General features: G+C 49.9%; 10 protein-coding genes, 16 tRNA genes and 3 rRNA genes. 28 read left to right on the top strand and 1 reads right to left on the bottom strand.

From position 1 onward, the window contains the following. Positions 1–43: 43 nt before the first annotated feature. Positions 44–871, bottom strand: coding sequence for a methyl-accepting chemotaxis protein (locus ABIC22_RS08395; RefSeq protein WP_127540484.1), 828 nt, complete (start codon positions 869–871; stop codon positions 44–46). Positions 872–1,244: 373 nt separating this feature from the next. Here ABIC22_RS08395 and ABIC22_RS08390 point away from each other — a divergent pair, with 373 nt between their 5' ends. The 28 genes from ABIC22_RS08390 to iolE all read left to right on the top strand — a co-directional run bounded on the left by ABIC22_RS08390 (position 1,245) and on the right by iolE (position 21,351). Continuing rightward, a complete protein-coding gene (locus ABIC22_RS08390; protein WP_354480087.1) occupies positions 1,245–3,581 on the top strand; it encodes a glycoside hydrolase family 88/105 protein in 2,337 nt (778 codons plus the stop codon). Positions 3,582–3,778: 197 nt separating this feature from the next. Then, on the top strand, positions 3,779–5,113 hold the full coding sequence (locus tag ABIC22_RS08385; protein ID WP_127540478.1) for an ABC transporter substrate-binding protein: 1,335 nt from the start codon (positions 3,779–3,781) through the stop codon (positions 5,111–5,113). A gap of 102 nt (positions 5,114–5,215) precedes the next feature. Further along, on the top strand, positions 5,216–6,112 hold the full coding sequence (locus ABIC22_RS08380) for a carbohydrate ABC transporter permease (protein ID WP_354480084.1): 897 nt from the start codon (positions 5,216–5,218) through the stop codon (positions 6,110–6,112). After that, the gene (locus ABIC22_RS08375; RefSeq protein ID WP_354480081.1) at positions 6,109–6,957 is read left to right on the top strand and encodes a carbohydrate ABC transporter permease; all 849 of its coding nucleotides are present in this window, start codon (positions 6,109–6,111) and stop codon (positions 6,955–6,957) included. The genes ABIC22_RS08380 and ABIC22_RS08375 overlap by 4 nt, the downstream gene beginning before the upstream one ends. Before the next feature lie 25 nt (positions 6,958–6,982). Beyond that, positions 6,983–8,866 (top strand): cache domain-containing sensor histidine kinase, encoded by a 1,884-nt coding sequence (locus ABIC22_RS08370; RefSeq protein ID WP_354480078.1) that lies wholly within the window; start codon positions 6,983–6,985, stop codon positions 8,864–8,866. Then, positions 8,863–10,467, top strand: coding sequence for a response regulator (locus ABIC22_RS08365; protein ID WP_354480075.1), 1,605 nt, complete (start codon positions 8,863–8,865; stop codon positions 10,465–10,467). Before ABIC22_RS08370 ends, ABIC22_RS08365 begins: the two co-directional genes overlap by 4 nt. Before the next feature lie 21 nt (positions 10,468–10,488). Further along, positions 10,489–11,037, top strand: coding sequence for a GNAT family N-acetyltransferase (locus ABIC22_RS08360; protein WP_354480072.1), 549 nt, complete (start codon positions 10,489–10,491; stop codon positions 11,035–11,037). Between the two features lie 645 nt (positions 11,038–11,682). After that, a 16S ribosomal RNA gene (locus tag ABIC22_RS08355) occupies positions 11,683–13,234 on the top strand. A gap of 271 nt (positions 13,235–13,505) precedes the next feature. Continuing rightward, positions 13,506–16,430: ribosomal RNA gene (locus ABIC22_RS08350) — 23S ribosomal RNA — on the top strand. 73 nt (positions 16,431–16,503) lie between these two features. Further along, positions 16,504–16,620 (top strand): 5S ribosomal RNA (gene rrf / locus ABIC22_RS08345). Together the 16S, 23S and 5S rRNA genes with 16 tRNA genes alongside form the textbook arrangement of a ribosomal RNA operon. Positions 16,621–16,659: 39 nt before the next feature. Beyond that, positions 16,660–16,736, top strand: a tRNA-Ile gene (locus tag ABIC22_RS08340). 88 nt (positions 16,737–16,824) lie between these two features. Next, positions 16,825–16,900: transfer RNA gene (locus ABIC22_RS08335), tRNA-Ala, on the top strand. Between the two features lies 1 nt (position 16,901). Then, positions 16,902–16,977 (top strand) — tRNA-Asn (locus tag ABIC22_RS08330). 4 nt (positions 16,978–16,981) lie between these two features. Then, a tRNA-Glu gene (locus tag ABIC22_RS08325) sits at positions 16,982–17,053 on the top strand. A gap of 124 nt (positions 17,054–17,177) precedes the next feature. After that, a tRNA-Val gene (locus tag ABIC22_RS08320) sits at positions 17,178–17,253 on the top strand. Between the two features lie 5 nt (positions 17,254–17,258). Continuing rightward, positions 17,259–17,334: transfer RNA gene (locus tag ABIC22_RS08315), tRNA-Thr, on the top strand. A gap of 9 nt (positions 17,335–17,343) precedes the next feature. Beyond that, positions 17,344–17,421: transfer RNA gene (locus tag ABIC22_RS08310), tRNA-Asp, on the top strand. Between the two features lie 21 nt (positions 17,422–17,442). Next, positions 17,443–17,515 (top strand) — tRNA-Phe (locus tag ABIC22_RS08305). A gap of 12 nt (positions 17,516–17,527) precedes the next feature. Further along, positions 17,528–17,613 (top strand) — tRNA-Tyr (locus ABIC22_RS08300). 7 nt (positions 17,614–17,620) lie between these two features. Next, positions 17,621–17,693: transfer RNA gene (locus ABIC22_RS08295), tRNA-Lys, on the top strand. 11 nt (positions 17,694–17,704) lie between these two features. Then, positions 17,705–17,785, top strand: a tRNA-Leu gene (locus ABIC22_RS08290). Positions 17,786–17,795: 10 nt separating this feature from the next. Beyond that, a tRNA-Gly gene (locus tag ABIC22_RS08285) sits at positions 17,796–17,870 on the top strand. Between the two features lie 9 nt (positions 17,871–17,879). Then, positions 17,880–17,956: transfer RNA gene (locus tag ABIC22_RS08280), tRNA-Arg, on the top strand. Between the two features lie 15 nt (positions 17,957–17,971). Beyond that, positions 17,972–18,050 (top strand) — tRNA-Leu (locus ABIC22_RS08275). A gap of 8 nt (positions 18,051–18,058) precedes the next feature. Beyond that, positions 18,059–18,132, top strand: a tRNA-Pro gene (locus ABIC22_RS08270). 11 nt (positions 18,133–18,143) lie between these two features. Further along, positions 18,144–18,214: transfer RNA gene (locus tag ABIC22_RS08265), tRNA-Gly, on the top strand. Positions 18,215–18,528: 314 nt separating this feature from the next. After that, positions 18,529–20,394 carry a 3D-(3,5/4)-trihydroxycyclohexane-1,2-dione acylhydrolase (decyclizing) gene (iolD, locus tag ABIC22_RS08260; RefSeq protein ID WP_354480069.1) on the top strand — a complete coding sequence of 622 codons (1,866 nt, stop codon included), beginning with the start codon at positions 18,529–18,531 and terminating at the stop codon, positions 20,392–20,394. Positions 20,395–20,454: 60 nt separating this feature from the next. After that, positions 20,455–21,351: a myo-inosose-2 dehydratase gene (gene iolE / locus ABIC22_RS08255; protein WP_127541342.1), complete on the top strand. Its 897-nt coding sequence runs from the start codon at positions 20,455–20,457 to the stop codon at positions 21,349–21,351. Positions 21,352–21,443 lie beyond the last annotated feature (92 nt).

The following is a 21,443-nucleotide window of genomic DNA, read 5'->3' as shown; positions in this document are numbered from 1 at the left end:
TTATTGCGTTTGTCTATTTGTCCGTTCTATTATCTTGCTATTTCTACTCTAAGGCCAGCATCTCGGTCACGAATTTTTTCAGATTCGCACTGGTTTCGCTGAGCTGCTCGATACTTTGCATAAATTCACTGACCAACTGCGCCTGATCCACGGTTGCGGATGTAATCTGCCCAATCTCCAGCTCCATATGCTTCATTGAATCTTGAACGCTGCCTAGTGAAGTTTCGATATCTGAGGCTGCTTGTTTAGTGTGATCCGATAGCTTGCGAACTTCACTGGCAACGACACCGAACCCACTTCCCAGATCGCCGACGCGAGCGGCTTCGATCATGGCGTTCAGGCCAAGCAAATTGGTTTGTTCAGATACTTCCCGAATTACATTGGTTACCTTGGTCACACTGACAGAATTCTCTGCAGCTTGTTTGGAGTTGCGCAAGATCTCTTCCGAGGTCGCGGATAGTTCCTCCGAATGGGCTGCAATCTGCTGAATGCCACCAAGCAGGGCGTTAATGGTTGCTTCATTTTCACTGATTAGCTTCTCAAGGGTGATATGGTTATCCAGCGCGTAGTTTACGCCCAATATGCCAACAACCTGGTCGTTCTCTTTAATTGGAATGAGTATGGCGTCAAAAGGTCTGCCTTGCAGATCGCCTGGCATTCTTGCCACGGTACGGGAATCCCGGTTCGTCAGCATTTTGAAATCCTTATAGTCTTCGTGCAGCTCGTCTCCTACTTTGACACCAATCTCCAGCCCGTTGGCCTCGGCAAAATATAACACTTTCTCATGATCATTAATGGATATGGAAACATCGTCACGAAACATCTGTCTTACAAAAGGCATAGCATTTACCAAAGATTCAAGGATACTCAAGGCTCATCTTTCCTTTCCCATACAAAAAGTGGAATTTCCATTCTAATACCTTTATCGGCAGGCCATTCCCATTTTTAAACCGATTCTCCGGTTTTGTTCTTACCGTATTTAATAATCTATGAAAAGTAGGGGACTCATTTCTATAATATGAAAGCGTAATCAAATTCCTGTAGCCAACCAACAAACCTGTCAGTTATACTGGGGATATTATTCGGCTGTTTTGCAATAAGCATGAGTCGTAAGCTAACGATTCAATTGCTGTGGTACAAGGGATTTTCTCACGAAGGTTAAGCGCTATACTTGAATTGTACGCTTGGACAATTACGTTTGAAGAGAGTGTGTTCATTCCATCTGGAGAGGACTGTGGCAATCCATGACAACGTATTTTGATAAACCGCAGAGTATGTATTACCGTTTTGGAGAGGATCAGGATCAGATATTGAAGGTGCTGGCTGAGAGGTATATCGGTGCCAATGCGCAAGCTGACTTTGTATATCGGGTGTTCCAGAAGTCGGGTATTCTGCAGAATGAGAAGGGGTTATATGATTTCAATCTGAGTGAACGATTCACGGATACCCACAAAGGACAAGTAGCCTATGCCGCAGCCCTGGTATGGGGAGATGAGACTCGAAACCTGGATGTGCTCATTCGCTGCTACGGACCTGTTCGTTTCTATTTTAATGATCAGCTAGTGTATCGCTCAACGGTAATGGACGAGATTAATCCGGACGCCACGGTAAAATTGGGGATCGACATCAAGCCCGGCTGGAATACGTTATTGCTTGAAATGAAATATACCCCTGCCGGTTTTGGATGCCAGTTTGGTTCGGATGAAGGGAAAGTGCGCATTTTGAATGTGCTTGCGCCTTTTCAGGAACGTCAGGGACAAGCTGGATGGATTTACACGAAGCCTATTGATCAGGAAGAAGCTGCCCGCGCATTCAGTACTTCATCCCCATCCGGAAGTATTGAACCTAATTGGAACCTGTTTGGACGGGAACAGGATGATATATTTGAGTGGTTTCCGAATAGAGAGTGGTCCATTGAACAGCAGGCCAGACCGACATTGGAGCGATTATATGGACATGTTCCCGGACAGCGGGCCTACGCTTGGACACGAATAAACAATAGGGACTCGGCGGGAAGCCTTATAAGTTTATCCGGCCATTCTTCCGGACCGCTAACGATATGGGTAAATGGAAAGCCAGCTGTACAGTTACAGGAAGCAGGATCATTCGAGTCTGAAATACAGGCATCATATGGTCAGAACGATCTATTAGTATGCAGTGAATGCAGTGCGATTACCGGGCCATGGAGTTTCACTTTGAACGCAGCAGTGAACGGGAAGCGGCTTGAATTGGAACTGCCCAAACATGTGCATGGAGCTTCAGGGGAGAAGTGGATGTATGTTGGTCCTTTCCAAGCTGGAATGGAGCCGGAAGTGCAAGATTTATTGCGGACAGACCGTGTGTACAGAATCAATGCTTCACCGGGTAGCAATGAAGACGATAACCAAAACAAGCATGGGGAGCATACGTATTGGCAGCTGGATCAGCCAGATGCATGGATTCGCCCGTATTATGAAAATGCAATGCTTAGCAATAAGTGGACGGTTGGCAGTGTGACCAATTACGGCCGCTGGGATTATCCGCTGGGTGTAACTGTTTATGGACTACTGCAAACGGGGCGTTATCTGGATCGACCCGATATCATTCGTTATGCAACAGAGCATGTGCAGGCATGCACCCGAATGTATGATTACTCGCTATGGGATCGGGAACAGTACGGCTTCCCGGCGGTTAACCAGCAGCTGGTCATGATGAAAATGCTGGATAACTGCGGCTCTTTTGGTTCAGCCATGCTTGAGGCGTACTCGGAATGTAATGAACCGACGTTTCTACCGATTGCCGAGCGTATTGCTGATTTCATGCTTTTCCGGTTGGAGCGGCAGGAAGACGGTGCGTTTTACCGCGAGTGCATTGGGGAATTTGCTGAGAATACCATGTGGGCAGATGATCTCTACATGAGTACCCCGTTTCTGGTTCGGTATGCTCGCCTGACAGGGGAGCAATCAGCGCTGGACGAGGCAGCCAGACAATTTATACTTTATCGCAAATATCTGTTTATGCCTGAGTTCAAAATGATGTCTCATGTATATGATTTCAAATATGAACAAGCAACTCATATTCCGTGGGGGCGTGGGAACGGATGGACACTGTTTTCCCTGACCGAAGTATTGGAGGCTTTGCCTGTAGAGCACCCTGATCGCCCGGCATTAATCCAGTTCTTTAATGAATTGTGTGATGGTTATGCAGCTTTGCAGGGAGAGGGAGGGTTATGGCATCAGGTGCTGAATGATGCAAACACGTACCAGGAAGCTTCCTGTACGGCCATGTTCGCATATGGGTTTGCACGGGGTGTTCGATTCGGTTGGTTGGAGCAGCCGGAGCGTTATATTGAAGCTTCAGAGCGGGCCTGGAGCGGATTGACCCGGACAGCTATCGACCGCCAAGGCAATGTACACGGGGTATGCAGTGGATCCAGGTATGCTTTCACGGCGGAATATTACGATAAGGACCTGCTGACTGTAACGAATGATAACCATGGTATTGGCATTATGATGCTGGCAGGTACCGAAGTGGCGAAAATGAAAGAGCACTTGGCTAGGCAGACCACAACACCTGCAACAGTGACGCAACCCTCAATGTGAGAGAAAATGAGGTCTCCCATGGAGATGATGCATTCGTGACATGACAAACCGCCGGAGGATTTACTCCGGTGGTTTTTACTCCCTAACCCCTTACTTTTTTGACAGGAAAGCTTACTTTTGTTTATGTCATGAGCGGTAATACGCCGTTACAATAGTTTTGTAAGCGATTCCATAATAAAAGGGGAGAAAATTCATTCATGTTGATCACTAAAAAATGGGTAACCCTGTTCTGCATGTCCCTGTTGTTATTGGCTACAGCCTGTTCCGGAGCATCTTCCGGGTCTACTGCTTCATCTGGTGAGGAAAGTGAGGAAGCTGCCTCGGGCAGCATTCAGCTGCGCATGACCTGGTGGGGATCACAGACTCGCCATGATCTGACGACCAAAGTGATCAAATTGTTTGAAGAGAAACACCCCGGTATTACGATCAAACCGGAATACTCCGGATGGGACGGATATTTTGATAAGCTGACCACGCAGGTAGCCGGTTCGAATGCACCGGATATTGTACAGATGGATTACGCTTTTCTTACCGACTTTGCCCGGCGTGGTGCACTTCTCGACCTGACCCCATACAGCGAGAGTAAAGAGCTCCGTACAGATGACCATGACGCGAGCATGCTCAAAGCCGGATCGATTGATGATAAATTATACGCAATTACGTTAGGCGTAAATGCACCCGGAGTCATTTACGACGCGACTCTGTTTAAGGAACTTGGAATCGAAGAGCCTCAGGAGAGCTGGACATGGAAGGACTTTAGCGATATTGCAGCCAAGATTGCTGCAGAAAAGGGTGAAGGTTTCTACGGATCAGCGGATGTATCGGGAACGACCAACATGTTTGAGGTGTTTATTCGTCAAACAGGCAAGGGACTATTCGAAGGTGGGACGATGGCGGCAACCCATGAGGAGCTTCAGCAGTGGTTTGACATGTGGGGAGCCCTTCGCGAGAATGGGGGCGTTACCCCTGCCGAAGTGACGGCGTCCACAACCAACGCATTGGAGACACGTCCGATCTCGCTGGGTACGGCCGCTATGGATTTTGCGTGGTCCAACCAATTATTAACGTTCCAGCAGGTGAACAAAAACCAGGATCACAAGCTTGGCATACAAGTGCTCCCACATGGCGAGAACGAAAAACAAATCGGTGAATATCTGAAAGCAGGCCAGTTCCTGTCGGGTTACGCCAAAACCAAACATCCGAAGGAAGTGGCCATGTTCATTGACTTCATGGTGAACGATCCGGAGGCAACCGCCATTCTCGGCTCCGAGCGGGGAGTACCCGTCAACTCCAGCATTCGTGAGAAAATGCAACCTACGCTGCCTGAAGCGGAGCAAGCTATCTTCAAGTTTATCGACGTCGTATCAAAAAACTCCAGTGAAATTGATCCGCCTTACCCGCAGGGATTTTCCGAAGTGGATACCAGCTTCAAGAGTGCAAGTGAGCAGATCGCCTTTGGTCAAGGCAGCACATCGGATGTGATTGCCCAATTCATTGAAGGCGCCAAGGCGACACTTGCATCGAGTCAATAGAGCCTTGAACAGATCCGGACTTCAAATTCCGCGGGGAGGTTGCGAAGATGAGTACAACACAGATCGGTCAAGCCCGAACCGAGCGTATGGCAGCCCGGGCGGGTGAAACGGAGGTATGCCCATAGTGGAGCAGCACTTCTGTTTCTGGCCCCATGGCTGGTTGGGTTATTGTTTCTGACCCTAGGCCCAATGTTGGTTTCATTATACATTTCGTTTACAGACTACAGTATCCTGGCCGCCCCTTCCTGGGTCGGTCTGGGTAACTACACGACCATGTTTACATCGGATAAGCTGTTTATCCAGTCGCTGAAGGTGACCTTTACGTATGTTGCTGTGTCCGTTCCAATTAAATTGATCTTTGCCTTGCTTGTCGCGATGCTGCTTAACAAAGGAATTCGCGGGCTGGGTATTTACCGGACCGTATATTACATCCCCACCTTGCTTGGAGGCAGTGTGGCCATCGCCATGTTATGGCGCAAAATGCTGGGTGGCGACGGCCTGCTCAATGGCGTGCTTGCCATGGTGGGTATCAAGGCACCGGATTGGGTGGCTAATCCGAAATATGCGCTGTATTCCATCGTGCTGTTATCCGTATGGCAGTTCGGATCATCCATGATTATTTTCCTGGCAGGCCTGAAGCAAATTCCACCTGAATATGACGAAGCTTCTGCGGTAGACGGTGCTGGTCCGCTCCGGCGTTTCTTCAATATAACGCTGCCGATATTATCGCCGGTTATCTTTTTCAATCTGGTCATGCAGCTGATCACCTCCTTTCAATCGTTCACGCAAGCCTTCGTCATCAGCAATGGCAGCGGGGGTCCTGTAAATTCAACATTGATGTATTCCCTATATCTCTATAAGAAGGGATTCTCCTTCTTTCAGATGGGTTATGCATCGGCGATGGCCTGGGTGCTGGTAATCCTGATCGGCGTGTTTACATTGCTGGTATTCCGCAGCAGCAAGCTGTGGGTCCATTATGAGGATGGTGGGAAATCATGATTGGACAACGGAATTCTGCTGTTTGGGTCATGGCGAAACATATTTTGATTTCAGGAATTGCCCTCGTCATGCTGTATCCAGTGCTCTGGATGCTGGGCAGTTCGTTCAAGCCGGGACATATGATCTTCACGGAGACGTGGTTCTGGCCGCAGGAATGGAACTTTCAAAATTACATGAACGGCTGGACCGGAATCCAGGGTAACCCGTTCTCCCGTTTCCTGACCAACTCCATTGTTCTGTCACTGGGTGCGGTGCTGGGCAATGTGGCCTCTTGCTCAATGGCGGCGTACGCCTTTGCCAGACTCGATTTTCGTTTCAAGGCAATCTGCTTCGGCCTGATGTTAATGACGATCATGCTGCCGCATCATGTGACGCTGATTCCGCAATATATCCTGTTCAACCATTTGGAATGGGTGAATACGTACCTGCCTCTGGTGGTGCCCAAATGGCTCGCCACGGATGCCTTCTTTATTTTTTTGATGGTTCAATTCTTCCGCGGTCTTCCCAAAGAGCTGGATGAGGCGGCAACCATTGATGGCTGTGGACCCGTCCGCATATACACGAAGGTCATTATCCCGCTGGCCTTTCCGGCGCTGGTGACCACGATGATCTTTACCTTTTTGTGGACATGGGATGATTTCTTCAGTCAACTGATCTATCTGAGTGATGTCAGCAAATACACGGTGCCGCTGGGGCTGCGCTTGTTCCTGGATTCCAGCTCCCAATCGGATTGGGGTCCAATGTTTGCTATGTCCGTGTTATCGCTCGTGCCTTGTTTCATCGTATTTATGGTCTGCCAAAAGTACTTCGTGGAAGGGATCGCGACTTCCGGGCTCAAAGGGTAATTTTCAAACGAAATGAGTTGGTTTCATGGGGAAACGAAGATTATCCCTGTTTATCAATCACAAACTGCAGCAAAGCAAGCTCACCACGCTGATGGTGACTTGCTTTATTGCGTTTAACCTGCTGCTTGTATCGGGCATCGTCTGGCTGGCATATCAGTCTTTCTCTACCGTAACCTTTACCGAGATTAGCAAAGCACGGCTGGCACTCCTTAACGAGAGCACCCGGCGCGGCTTTGATTTTATTACTGGAGTGACAGGAACCGCCTATTCGCTGGCGAGCAACAGAGAGCTCTCAGGTTTGCTGGAGACAGCAGGAACAGGGAGGCTTACACAGATTCACCAAAGACGGGAGTTAGCCAAAATACTGGACCATACGCTTGTTGTTAGTGAAGGTATCACTTCCGTGGAATTGTATACGGATGCGTTCAATGGGGTTAACGTCACGATGGCTGACCGGATCTTTCCAGTAGATACGATTGCAGGGGACGCATGGTTCACAGCTCTGGAACATGCTGATGCTGCCTGGGTACCTCTGCGGGAAAATGAATCAGGACATTCCCTCGTTGGTTATGCCCAGCGGATCTTCGACAGTCGTGGCAGTACGGCGGCCTATGTCCTCATCCGTTTGAGCCGTGCCGATATTGTACGCCGATTTGCGGACATGCCCATGGTATTGGATGGACAGGTGCTGCTCGTGGACACGGCCGGTAACGTCATTATGCAGATGGGTGAGGCCGATCCGGTAAGGGCTTATGACCAACGTTCCAGTGGTAATGAAGATGCAGTTGTAGCTGACTCGCTCCTGCCAGTGGATACAGCCGCTCGGGGAACGCTACCGGTCGTAGACAGTGAATGGATTCAAGAGCATGCCCAGCAGAATGAAGATGGATTCGAGGTGGTATCTGGCGATGGTGGCGGTGCGCAGCTCGTGCTGTATTCCAAGCCCGCGACACTTCAGTGGCGTTTGGTACAGACGATTCCGGTACATACGCTGCTATCTCCGGTCAGGTATGCCGGATGGCAGGTGCTCGGTATTGCTGTGGTCGGACTGGTATGTTCAGCCGTATTCGCGTATTTGTTTGTCCGGGGCATTATCCGGCCCCTTCGTCAGCTGATTAAGCGAATGAGACAGCTTGAGAAGGGTGACTTTGAAACCAGGGTACAGCTCTCGTTTACCCAGGAGTATGCTCATCTGGCTTATGGCTTCAATCATATGGCTTCCAGACTGACGGAATTGATGAACCAGGTGAAGGAGGAGAGCCGCGCCAAGCGAGAGGCCCAGACAAGTCTGCTGGAGGCACAGATCAAACCTCACTTTCTCTACAATACACTGGATATGATCCACTGGCGTGCGCTTGATTATGAAGCCAAAGACATTAGCCGCATGATTGTTCAGCTCAGCAAACTTTTACGCATTGGCCTTAGTGGAGGTAAAATGTTCATTAAAATTCGTGATGAGCTGGAGCATGCCCGTTGTTATGTCAGCATCCAGGCCGAAAGATTGCCTTTCTCCATTCAATATGCAGAACAGATCGATCCGCGTGTCCGGAGCTGTTACATCCCCAAAATTATTTTGCAGCCTTTTATTGAAAATGCCGTCATACATGCAAATCCCAAAGATGAGACACTTCAAATCCGTGTGGAAATAGGGGAAGAGACTGAGGATCCATCCAGGGTCGTTATTCAGATTATAGATAATGGTCAAGGTTTACCAGAAGAGTGGGGACTGGAAAGTTCATCAGGTATCGGTGTAAGAAATGTACATCAGCGCATTCAGTTATATTGTGGCAAGGGATATGGCGTTCATTTACGTACAGGCAGCTCGGGTGGTGTGCAAGTAACGATCTCACTACCGCGTATTGAGACGGAAGAGCAGTTAAATCTCTGGCTGGACGGTGAAAACATATGAAAACCATCATGCTTGTAGATGACGATCCACATATGATTAAGGCTTTAACCGAACATATTGAGTGGCCTTCTCTGGGTCTAAGAATTGCAGGCACAGCTTCCAACGGCGTAGATGCGCTTGAACAATTTGAGCGGCTGCGCCCTGATCTGGTCATGACCGATGTTTACATGCCAGGGATGACAGGGTTGGAGGTAACACAGGCACTTCGCCGCAATTATCCTCATCTGCCGATTATTATTTTAAGTGGATACGACGAATTCGAGAATGCTCGGGCCGCCATGCGGTGGGGAGTGAATCATTTTCTGCTGAAACCGGCAGAGGTGGAAGAGATTGAATCTGTGCTGCGTGAAGTTCTGTTGGAACAGGAGGTGCGAGAGCGGCATGAGCGGCTGGAGCGGACATACAAGCAAGAGATCGGGAAGGTAGTTCCCTACTTGCGCAAACAGTTTTTGCACGAACTCCTGACCACACGTTATCAGGCCAATGAGCTGCCTAGCGAACGTATGGATTACGTGGGCATTCCCTTGTCTGCGCAGGTAAGCGCAATAAGTCTGCAGCTGAATCGCCCCGGATTTCTGACAAAGATGAAAGAGCGTGACTGGCAGCTGCTCCGCTACGGGGCGGCTGATATTATTCAGGAAACGATCAAGGAACAATCGGTGCGCTTGCCGAACAGTCAGGTAGAGATCCTGGATTATTCAGATCAGGTTTTTGTGCTGCTTCTTTTTGGCGGAGAAGAGCTGCTTCATGAGATGTACTCCCTTGTGGAAAGGATGATTGACCAAGTATTTACGTATCTCAAAATGGAGATGAGCGCTGGGATTGGAACACCCAAAAATCATCTGTGCGGGGTAATGGACTCTTATTTGGAGAGCAGAGAAGCACTTGAGATGGCGGAATTTCAGGGAGGAAGCCGAATCTATTTATATAACTCCATCCAAAGAGTGGAAACGAGTGTACATGATTATTCTATTCTGCTGCAGCAATGGAACGAGTCATGGGCAGACATGAAGATTGATTTGGCAGAAGAGGCATGGCTTTTAATCCGCCAGCTGTTTAAGGTTGGCAAGTGTACTGGCCTTCAGGATGTACAGGTGGTAGCCGTAAGTCTTTTTAATACCTTAATTCATAGTTGGAATAGACAATATCCCCTGTTACAGCCGCCAATGGCCATGAGCGAGTTTCTCAGGGACATTCAAACTAAATATTCATTGCAGGATCTGCTATGCTGGATGGATGCATTTATTGGAGAATGGATCGAGCAGACACGGAAAGAGATGACAGAGAAAAAGAGCAATAAACTTGTCGATCAAGTGAAACAGTATGTGGAGCAGCATTATGCTGAAGAAATCAGTTTTGAGGCCATAGCGAAGGGGCTTTTTGTACATCCCAAATATCTGAGCCAGCTATTCAAAAGGGTAACCGGGGAAAATTTCGTGGGTTATCTAAACGGATATCGAATTCAAAAGGCGATAGAGCTGCTGCAATCTGGTCACTACATGGTCTACGAGGTTAGTGAGATGACGGGGTTCCGAAACGCGACGTATTTTAGTCAGGTATTCAAAATGCTTACGGGCAAAAGTCCATCCGAATTCGGATAGGAGATAGAGGGAAGGGTAGATATGAAGATTCATACACAGGAGTTTATCATAAAAGGAATGGCTTTTTCGATTAGATCGGCAGAAGAGAGGGATGCAGAGTCGTTATCTTCGCTTCGTGTACAGATCGATGGAGAAACGGAGAACATGGACCGGGAGCAGGGCGAAGCTTATATCGATGCAGCGGGGTTCAGGAATATTATCCGTTTGGACACAGAGAAAGATCGAAACTTGTTTCTTGTGGCTACTGTGCAGGATGAGATTGTTGGGTACGCCAGATGTGAGGGGTCTGACCTGAAGCGGTTTTCCCATAGAGTTGAGTTTGGTGTGTGTGTTGCTCGAAATTACTGGGGTTATGGTATCGGGAATAAGCTGCTGGTATCGTCACTCCATTGGGCTGACAGGAGCGGTGTTGAGAAAGTGACACTGACTGTATTAGAAACTAATGGTAAAGCAATAGAGCTATATCATAGAATGGGTTTTGAAATTGAAGGTGTGTTGAAAAAGGACCGCAGACATGCGAACGGGGAGTACTACGATACGATTGTGATGGGTAGATTCGGAAACAAGTAGGGAGGATCGGCAGTGGTTGGGCCACCTAATCAGATATCTAACCATCGGCTTCTACTATTAATAGAAGATATATAACGTAGTAGGTGATTTGTAGTAGATCATATAAGTTGTATCAAAGGATTCAGAATGCTTTCAACAGCGAATCCAGAAATGCTTCCGGAAAAGAAACTAATGAGTCTTACCTCTACTGTAACAATACTCGTCTACCTAATGAATGGATTGGGATAGATGTTGACTTCTGTCTGATATGTTTAGATATAGTCTGTACACTGATGACTGCAGGAATATGGTCAAAGTATCTGTATAAATCTATTCTTTCTTCGATATTATCATTTGGAATATTTTACATGTAGTAATTACTTTTTCAGCATGGTATATTCTAATTCCGGCCAAGAAAACACGAGGAACACGGTGCGGTAAGCTAGCTTAACAAGCTTCGAAAGAAGCTTCAAAAAAAGTGCTTGCCAAATTGGTTCGGACATGATAAGATATAAAAGTTGCTGAAGAGAACAACACTCGGATGCAAACGACGTTTGATCTTTGAAAACTGAACAACGAGTGAGTAAATGATCTTGCTTGCAAGATCAACAATGAGATTTTTAATCTCGTCAGATTTAAAATGAGCTAATCGCTCTTTTCAATACTTTATTGGAGAGTTTGATCCTGGCTCAGGACGAACGCTGGCGGCATGCCTAATACATGCAAGTCGAGCGGAGTTGATAGGAAGCTTGCTTCCTTGATACTTAGCGGCGGACGGGTGAGTAACACGTAGGCAACCTGCCCTCAAGCTTGGGACAACTACCGGAAACGGTAGCTAATACCGAATACTTGCTTCCTTCGCCTGAAGAAAGCTGGAAAGACGGAGCAATCTGTCACTTGAGGATGGGCCTGCGGCGCATTAGCTAGTTGGTGAGGTAACGGCTCACCAAGGCGACGATGCGTAGCCGACCTGAGAGGGTGATCGGCCACACTGGGACTGAGACACGGCCCAGACTCCTACGGGAGGCAGCAGTAGGGAATCTTCCGCAATGGGCGAAAGCCTGACGGAGCAATGCCGCGTGAGTGATGAAGGTTTTCGGATCGTAAAGCTCTGTTGCCAGGGAAGAACGTCCTTGAGAGTAACTGCTCAAGGAGTGACGGTACCTGAGAAGAAAGCCCCGGCTAACTACGTGCCAGCAGCCGCGGTAATACGTAGGGGGCAAGCGTTGTCCGGAATTATTGGGCGTAAAGCGCGCGCAGGCGGTCATTTAAGTCTGGTGTTTAATCCCGGGGCTCAACCCCGGATCGCACTGGAAACTGGATGACTTGAGTGCAGAAGAGGAGAGTGGAATTCCACGTGTAGCGGTGAAATGCGTAGAGATGTGGAGGAACACCAGTGGCGAAGGCGACTCTCTGGGCTGTAACTGACGCTGAGGCGCGAAAGCGTGGGGAGCAAACAGGATTAGATACCCTGGTAGTCCACGCCGTAAACGATGAATGCTAGGTGTTAGGGGTTTCGATACCCTTGGTGCCGAAGTTAACACATTAAGCATTCCGCCTGGGGAGTACGGTCGCAAGACTGAAACTCAAAGGAATTGACGGGGACCCGCACAAGCAGTGGAGTATGTGGTTTAATTCGAAGCAACGCGAAGAACCTTACCAGGTCTTGACATCCCTCTGACCGTCCTAGAGATAGGGCTTTCCTTCGGGACAGAGGAGACAGGTGGTGCATGGTTGTCGTCAGCTCGTGTCGTGAGATGTTGGGTTAAGTCCCGCAACGAGCGCAACCCTTGATCTTAGTTGCCAGCATTTCGGATGGGCACTCTAAGGTGACTGCCGGTGACAAACCGGAGGAAGGTGGGGATGACGTCAAATCATCATGCCCCTTATGACCTGGGCTACACACGTACTACAATGGCCGGTACAACGGGCTGTGAAGCCGCGAGGTGGAACGAATCCTAAAAAGCCGGTCTCAGTTCGGATTGCAGGCTGCAACTCGCCTGCATGAAGTCGGAATTGCTAGTAATCGCGGATCAGCATGCCGCGGTGAATACGTTCCCGGGTCTTGTACACACCGCCCGTCACACCACGAGAGTTTATAACACCCGAAGTCGGTGGGGTAACCGCAAGGAGCCAGCCGCCGAAGGTGGGATAGATGATTGGGGTGAAGTCGTAACAAGGTAGCCGTATCGGAAGGTGCGGCTGGATCACCTCCTTTCTATGGAGAATCGTTTCCCGTAGCGGAAACATTCAAAAAGTCTTCAGGAAGCATGCTTCCGAAGCGAGCTTTACTTCGTAAAGCTTTTAACTCACTCGTTGCTCAGTTTTGAGAGCTCAAACTCTCAAAACAGCTTGCTTTTGCATGGAGCTTGTTCTTTGAAAACTAGATATCGAAACGAAAATTGCGAATTAGAACATTCCTTTTAGCTGAACTTGTGTTAAAACAAGTTTCAATAAAACGGTAGATTGCTTTTGCTCATTGAGCATTTGGTTAAGCTACTAAGAGCACACGGAGGATGCCTAGGCGCTAGGAGCCGATGAAGGACGTGGCGAACAACGATACTGCCTCGGGGAGCTGTAAGCAAGCTTTGATCCGGGGATGTCCGAATGGGGAAACCCAGCTGGGGTAATATCCAGTTACTCATAACTGAATACATAGGTTATGTAGAGGCATACCAGGGGAACTGAAACATCTAAGTACCTTGAGGAAGAGAAAACAATAGTGATTCCGTCAGTAGCGGCGAGCGAACGCGGAACAGCCCAAACCAGAGAGCTTGCTCTCTGGGGTTGTGGGACGTCTCACATGGAGTTACAAAGGAACCGGTTAAACGAAGAGGTCTGGAAAGGCCCGCCAAAGAAGGTAAAAGCCCTGTAATTGAAAGTCTGTTCCCTCCGAGACGGATCCCGAGTAGTGCGGGGCACGTGAAACCCCGTATGAATCCGGCAGGACCATCTGCCAAGGCTAAATACTTCCTAGCGACCGATAGTGAAGCAGTACCGTGAGGGAAAGGTGAAAAGCACCCCGGAAGGGGAGTGAAATAGAACCTGAAACCGTGTGCTTACAAGAAGTCAGAGCCCATTTTAGGGGTGATGGCGTGCCTTTTGTAGAATGAACCGGCGAGTTACGTTCCCGTGCAAGGTTAAGGTGAAGAGCCGGAGCCGCAGCGAAAGCGAGTCTGAATAGGGCGACATAGTACGTGGACGTAGACCCGAAACCGGGTGATCTACCCCTGTCCAGGGTGAAGGTGCGGTAACACGCACTGGAGGCCCGAACCCACGCACGTTGAAAAGTGCGGGGATGAGGTGGGGGTAGCGGAGAAATTCCAATCGAACTCGGAGATAGCTGGTTCTCCCCGAAATAGCTTTAGGGCTAGCCTCGGAAAACAGAGTCGTGGAGGTAGAGCACTGATTGGGTGCGGGGCCCGCAAGGGTTACCAAGCTCAGTCAAACTCCGAATGCCATAGACTTACTTCCGGGAGTCAGACAGTGAGTGCTAAGATCCATTGTCAAAAGGGAAACAGCCCAGACCATCAGCTAAGGTCCCCAAGTGTGTGTTAAGTGGGAAAGGATGTGGAGTTGCACAGACAACCAGGATGTTGGCTTAGAAGCAGCCACCATTGAAAGAGTGCGTAATAGCTCACTGGTCGAGTGACTCTGCGCCGAAAATGTAACGGGGCTAAACACACCACCGAAGCTATGGCTTGATGCTTGCATCAGGGGTAGGGGAGCGTTGTATAAGGGTTGAAGGTGTACCGTAAGGAGCGCTGGACATTATACAAGTGAGAATGCCGGTATGAGTAACGAAAAGATCAGTGAGAATCTGATCCGCCGAAAGCCTAAGGGTTCCTGAGGAAGGCTCGTCCGCTCAGGGTAAGTCGGGACCTAAGGCGAGGCCGAAAGGCGTAGTCGAAGGACAACAGGTCGAAATTCCTGTACCACCGTAAATCGTTACGAGCGATGGGGGGACGCAGTAGGGTAGTGACGCAGACTGATGGATGTCTGTCCAAGCAGTGAGGCTGATGTGTAGGCAAATCCGCACATCGTAAGGCTGAGCTGTGATGGGGAGTGAAAATTACAGTAGCGAAGGTCATGATCTCACACTGCCAAGAAAAGCCTCTAGCCAGATGAAGGTGCCCGTACCGCAAACCGACACAGGTAGGCGAGAAGAGAATTCTAAGGCGCGCGGAAGAACTCTCGTTAAGGAACTCGGCAAAATGACCCCGTAACTTCGGGAGAAGGGGTGCCCCGGTAGTGTGAATAGCACGAGGGGGCCGCAGTGAAAAGGCCCAAGCGACTGTTTAGCAAAAACACAGGTCTGTGCGAAGCCGTAAGGCGAAGTATACGGGCTGACGCCTGCCCGGTGCTGGAAGGTTAAGGGGAGCGGTTAGGAGCAATCCGAAGCTGTGAACCGAAGCCCCAGTAAACGGCGGCCGTAACTATAACGGTCCTAAGGTAGCGAAATTCCTTGTCAGGTAAATTCTGACCCGCACGAATGGCGTAACGACTTGGGCGCTGTCTCAACGAGAGATCCGGTGAAATTTTAATACCTGTGAAGATGCAGGTTACCCGCGACAAGACGGAAAGACCCCATGGAGCTTTACTGCAGCTTGATATTGAATTTGGGTACGATCTGTACAGGATAGGTGGGAGCCTTTGAAGCATGAGCGCCAGCTTGTGTGGAGGCACCGTTGGGATACCACCCTGATCGTATCTAGGTTCTAACCTGGTGCCCTTAGCGGGTACGGGGACAGTGTCAGGTGGGCAGTTTGACTGGGGCGGTCGCCTCCTAAAGAGTAACGGAGGCGCCCAAAGGTTCCCTCAGAATGGTTGGAAATCATTCGAAGAGTGCAAAGGCATAAGGGAGCTTGACTGCGAGACCTACAAGTCGAGCAGGGACGAAAGTCGGGCTTAGTGATCCGGTGGTACCGCATGGAAGGGCCATCGCTCAACGGATAAAAGCTACCCTGGGGATAACAGGCTTATCTCCCCCAAGAGTCCACATCGACGGGGAGGTTTGGCACCTCGATGTCGGCTCATCGCATCCTGGGGCTGAAGTAGGTCCCAAGGGTTGGGCTGTTCGCCCATTAAAGCGGTACGCGAGCTGGGTTCAGAACGTCGTGAGACAGTTCGGTCCCTATCTGTCGTGGGCGTAGGAAATTTGAGAGGAGCTGTCCTTAGTACGAGAGGACCGGGATGGACGTACCGCTGGTGTACCAGTTGTTCCGCCAGGAGCACCGCTGGGTAGCTATGTACGGACGGGATAAGCGCTGAAAGCATCTAAGCGTGAAGCCCCCCTCAAGATGAGATTTCCCAGTATGTAAGACCCCTTGAAGACGACGAGGTAGATAGGCTGGGGGTGGAAGTGCAGTAATGCATGGAGCTGACCAGTACTAATCGGTCGAGGGCTTATCCAAATTGCAGGTTTTGATCGCAAATTTCGTTTCGGATCTAGTTTTCAGAGAATGATCTCTGAGTATAGCAGCATCGTTTGGTGGCGATGGCGGAGGGGTTCCACACGTACCCATCCCGAACACGACCGTTAAGCCCTCTAGCGCCGATGGTACTTGGACCGAAGGGTCCTGGGAGAGTAGGACGCTGCCAAGCGAGACCCCACTGGGGTATTTTTTTTCGAGTTTTTGTTAAGGGCCCTTAGCTCAGTTGGTTAGAGCGCACCTCTGATAAGGGTGAGGTCGGTGGTTCGAGTCCACCAGGGCCCACCATATAAGTTTTAAGACAATTACGGGGTCCCCGGAAAGTAATCGGAATAAACCTCGAAGCTATACTTCACTTTGTGGGGTAAACAAACATGGGGCCATAGCTCAGCTGGGAGAGCGCCTGCCTTGCAAGCAGGAGGTCAGCGGTTCGATCCCGCTTGGCTCCACCATTCCCTGATAGCTCAGTTGGTAGAGCACTCGACTGTTAATCGAGTTGTCACAGGTTCGAGTCCTGTTCGGGGAGCCAGTAAGGCCCGTTGGTCAAGGGGTTAAGACACCTCCCTTTCACGGAGGTAACAGGGGTTCGAATCCCCTACGGGTCATAGCTTTACTTTTTAAAGCATCAAGGGGATGAGAATCCCAAAGGTTCGTCGGAGGATAATCATCGTTAGCAGCTGCTACGCAGTCTCGATCGAAGTGAGAGTATCCCCTACGGGTCATAGATATGGAGGCTTAGCTCAGCTGGGAGAGCATCTGCCTTACAAGCAGAGGGTCGGGGGTTCGAGCCCCTCAGCCTCCACCATATACGCCGGTGTAGCTCAACTGGTAGAGCAACTGACTTGTAATCAGTAGGTTGGGGGTTCAAGTCCTCTCGCCGGCACCATTAATGCCTGGAACCGTGGTGTAGTTGGCCTAACATGCCTGCCTGTCACGCAGGAGATCGCGGGTTCGAATCCCGTCGGTTCCGCCATTAATTTATAAAATTTAATAAGGCTCGGTAGCTCAGTCGGTAGAGCAGAGGACTGAAAATCCTCGTGTCGGCGGTTCGATTCCGTCCCGAGCCACCTTTTAATCCTGGAGGATTAGCGAAGTGGCCAAACGCATCAGACTGTAAATCTGCTCCCGTACGGGTTCGGTGGTTCGAATCCATCATCCTCCACCAGTTTTATGAGTCATTAGCTCAGTTGGTAGAGCACCTGACTTTTAATCAGGGTGTCGAAGGTTCGAGCCCTTCATGACTCACTTTTATATATGCGCGTGTGGCGGAATTGGCAGACGCACTAGACTTAGGATCTAGCGTCTTTGACGTGGGGGTTCAAGTCCCTCCACGCGCATCCCTTATACGCGGACGTGGCTCAGCGGTAGAGCATCGCCTTGCCAAGGCGAGGGTCGCGGGTTCGATTCCCGTCGTCCGCTCCAATTAAATATGCGCCCTTAGCTCAGCTGGATAGAGCGTTTGACTACGAATCAAAAGGCCGGGAGTTCGAATCTCTCAGGGCGCGCCATTTATAACTTCATATGCCGGCGTGGCGGAATGGCAGACGCGCTCGACTCAAAATCGAGTGGGAAACCGTGGAGGTTCGAGTCCTCTCGCCGGTATAACATAACGGGATGTAGCTCAGCTTGGTAGAGCACCTGGTTTGGGACCAGGGGGTCGCATGTTCAAATCGTGTCATCCCGATATTATTTTACGCGGGTGTAGTTCAATGGTAGAACTTTAGCCTTCCAAGCTAATAGCGTGGGTTCGATTCCCATCACCCGCTTACCGATATAGAGAAAAAAGAGATGATCATGATCATCTCTTTTTTTTGTGCTTTTAGGGTTTTCACCAGACTACATACTCTCTGCAATTACATCCTTTTGAACTTGAACAAATACAACTCACCCTGTGATATGTTGATTGGCAGCTTATAGATCAGAGTAGCCCTCATTTTTTATAAAACGCTTACAAAAATATCTTGCCTGTTTAGCCATGATGTAATACTATACCAATTAAGCGCTTAACCTTTACGGGTAAGGCGCTTAAACTTAACGCAGATTAAGCGCTTTACCCGTAAAGGGAAAGGAGACGAAATCCATGACAACGATCCGGCTGACCATGGCCCAGGCACTGCTCCGCTATCTGGATCAGCAGTATATTTCCGTAGATGGTGTTGAGACCAAATTCGTGAAGGGTGTTATCGGTATTTTCGGACACGGTAATGTTACAGGAATAGGAGAGGCACTGGAACGCAGCCCAGGAAGTCTGACGTACATGCAAGGCAAGAATGAACAGGGTATGGTACACACTGCAGCGGCATATGCCAAGCAGAAGAATCGCAGACAAATATACGCGTGTACCACATCGATCGGCCCAGGTGCGTTGAATATGATTACCGCAGCTGCAACAGCGACCGTGAACCGGATTCCTGTACTTCTGCTTCCTGGAGATAACTTTGCCACACGTGAGCCGGACCCAGTACTGCAACAGCTTGAGGTGAGCAGTGATTATACCGTCTCGGCTACAGACCCATTTAAAGCGGTCAGCAAGTATTGGGATCGCATTGTACGTCCTGAACAGTTAATGATTGCTGTAACACAGGCAATGCGTGTTCTCACGGATCCAGCGGAGACGGGAGCGGTAACGCTGGCACTGCCGCAGGATGTGCAGGCAGAGGCGTACGACTACCCGGAAGCGTTCTTCGCCCGCAAGGTGCATTACCTGGACCGCCGCCCCCCGGTTCAGGCAGCCATTGAACGGGCTGCGGAACAGCTGGCCCGTGGCAGGAAGCCGCTGCTGGTTGCTGGCGGCGGTGTGTTGTATTCCGAGGCGTCTGTTCAGCTTGCTGCCTTCGCCGAGGCATTTGGCATTCCGGTTGCCGAGACCCAGGCTGGCAAAAGTGCACTGTCCTGGGACCATCCACTCAACGTGGGGGCCATCGGGGTTACAGGCTCTCTGGCGGCAAACCGACTTGCGAGAGCAGCAGATGTTGTGATCGGCGTCGGCACCCGGTTCTCGGATTTCACGACGGCGTCCCGATCCGCTTTTCAGCATCCTGAAGTGACATTTATCAACCTAAACCTGAACGGTATGGATGCAGCCAAGCTGGGCGGGGAAGCCATCCTGGCAGATGCACGGGAAGGTCTGCAAGCCCTGAAAACGGCAATGCAGGAACGGGGATACCGTAGCGGCTACGGCCCATCCGAGGTTGCTGATCTGCGGGGTGAATGGAACCGAGAAGTAGATCGGTTGTATGAACTAAAGCACGAAGCCGGCTTGGCACAGACCACCGCCGTTGGAATTATTAATCGGACCATTGATCCATCTTCCATCATCGTGTGTGCGGCAGGAAGCCTGCCCGGAGATTTGCATCGCCTGTGGCGAGCAGCAGCACCGAAGACGTATCACATGGAATACGGCTTCTCCTGTATGGGCTATGAGGTGAGTGGTGCGTTTGGAGCAGCGCTCGCAGAGCCGGATCGGGAAGTATATGCCATGGTTGGTGACGGTAGTTACCTGATGCTGCATTCCGAGTTGGTGACCAGCCTGCAGGAACAGAAGAAGTTCACCATTTTGCTATTCAATAACAATGGATTCCAATGCATTCATAATTTGCAGCGTGAGCACGGCAGTGACGGATTCGGCAACGAGTTTCGTTATAGGGAATCGGAGAGTGGACGACTGACAGGGGATTACATGCCGATGGATTTTGCAGCACATGCCCGCAGTCTGGGAGCACAAGCATATCGAGCGGAAACAGCAGAGCAGCTGGAGCAGGCGCTCAGGGATGCTAGGAATGAGAGCGTGACGACACTTATCGAGATTCCGGTTGTACCAGGGACAAATGCAGGAGGATATGAATCCTGGTGGAATGTTGGCGTGCCGGAAGTATCAACGGAAGAAAAGGTGGTAAATGCTCATCATGCAATGCAAGCCAGCCGTGCCAAAGTAAATCTCATTTAATTCAGCACCGTATATCTGAACAGACAAGATGCTGAACTCAAATAAAGGAGACGTGGAGCCATGAACAAGCTGCCATTTCAGCTCGGGATTCATCCGATCAACTGGGTCGGCGAGGATGTGAAGGAGCATGGAGACAACACGACGTGTGAGCAGATTTTGGATGATATTCAGCGACTCGGACTGACTGGTACGGAGATGGGGCGCAAATATCCAACGGATCCAGCCGCACTGCGTGAGGAATTAGATAAGCGCAATATCCGTCTCGTTTCCCAGTGGAAGTCGGTATTGCTCTCCGACCCGGCATACCGGAAATCAGAGCTGGACAGCTATCGCAGACACACGGAGTTTCTGCAATCGATGGGTAGTACGGTCATTAGTACAGCAGAGGTCGGGGGTTCCCTGCATTTTGATCCACGGCGGACTCCGCATGAGAAGGAAGTGCTAAGACTCAGTGAATCCGAGTGGCACATCCTTGCTGAAGGGTTGAACGAGGCTGGTGCCATTGCACGAGAACATGGATTGAAACTGACATACCATCACCATGGCGGCACCGTAGTGGAACGGCCGGAGGAGATCGACCGGTTGATGGAATTGACCGATCCTACTCTCGTTTACTTGCTTTATGACACGGGTCATGCCTACTACGGGGGAGCTGATCCACTTGCTCTGCTGCGTAAGCATTATGACCGGATTGCCTATATTCACTTGAAAGATATCCGTCCGGATGTTCTGGATGAGGCACGGGCAGCACAATCTGATTTTGTCGGCTGTATTCGCAAAGGGGTATTTACTGTACCCGGGGATGGATGCATTGATTTTGCACCGATTCTGCAGGAATTGGTTGATCGGGGATACGATGGGTGGGCGATGCTTGAAGGCGAGCAGGATCCTGCCATTCATAACCCATATGAGTATGCGAAACGTTCCCTCTTGTACATGAATTCATTAATTAGGTAGACCATCTAATTCGGCATGAGTTTATTATGATTTCCATAGGGTTAGGTAACGAAGGTGTTTTTCATAGGTGCATATCAAAATACCAATGTAGA

The sequence above is a fragment of the Paenibacillus sp. PvP094 genome, assembly GCF_040546835.1.
In the GTDB taxonomy this organism is placed as follows: domain Bacteria; phylum Bacillota; class Bacilli; order Paenibacillales; family Paenibacillaceae; genus Paenibacillus; species Paenibacillus illinoisensis.
The sequence above is the reverse complement of the archived record's forward strand: the minus strand, read 5'-3'. Positions and strand labels throughout refer to the sequence as shown.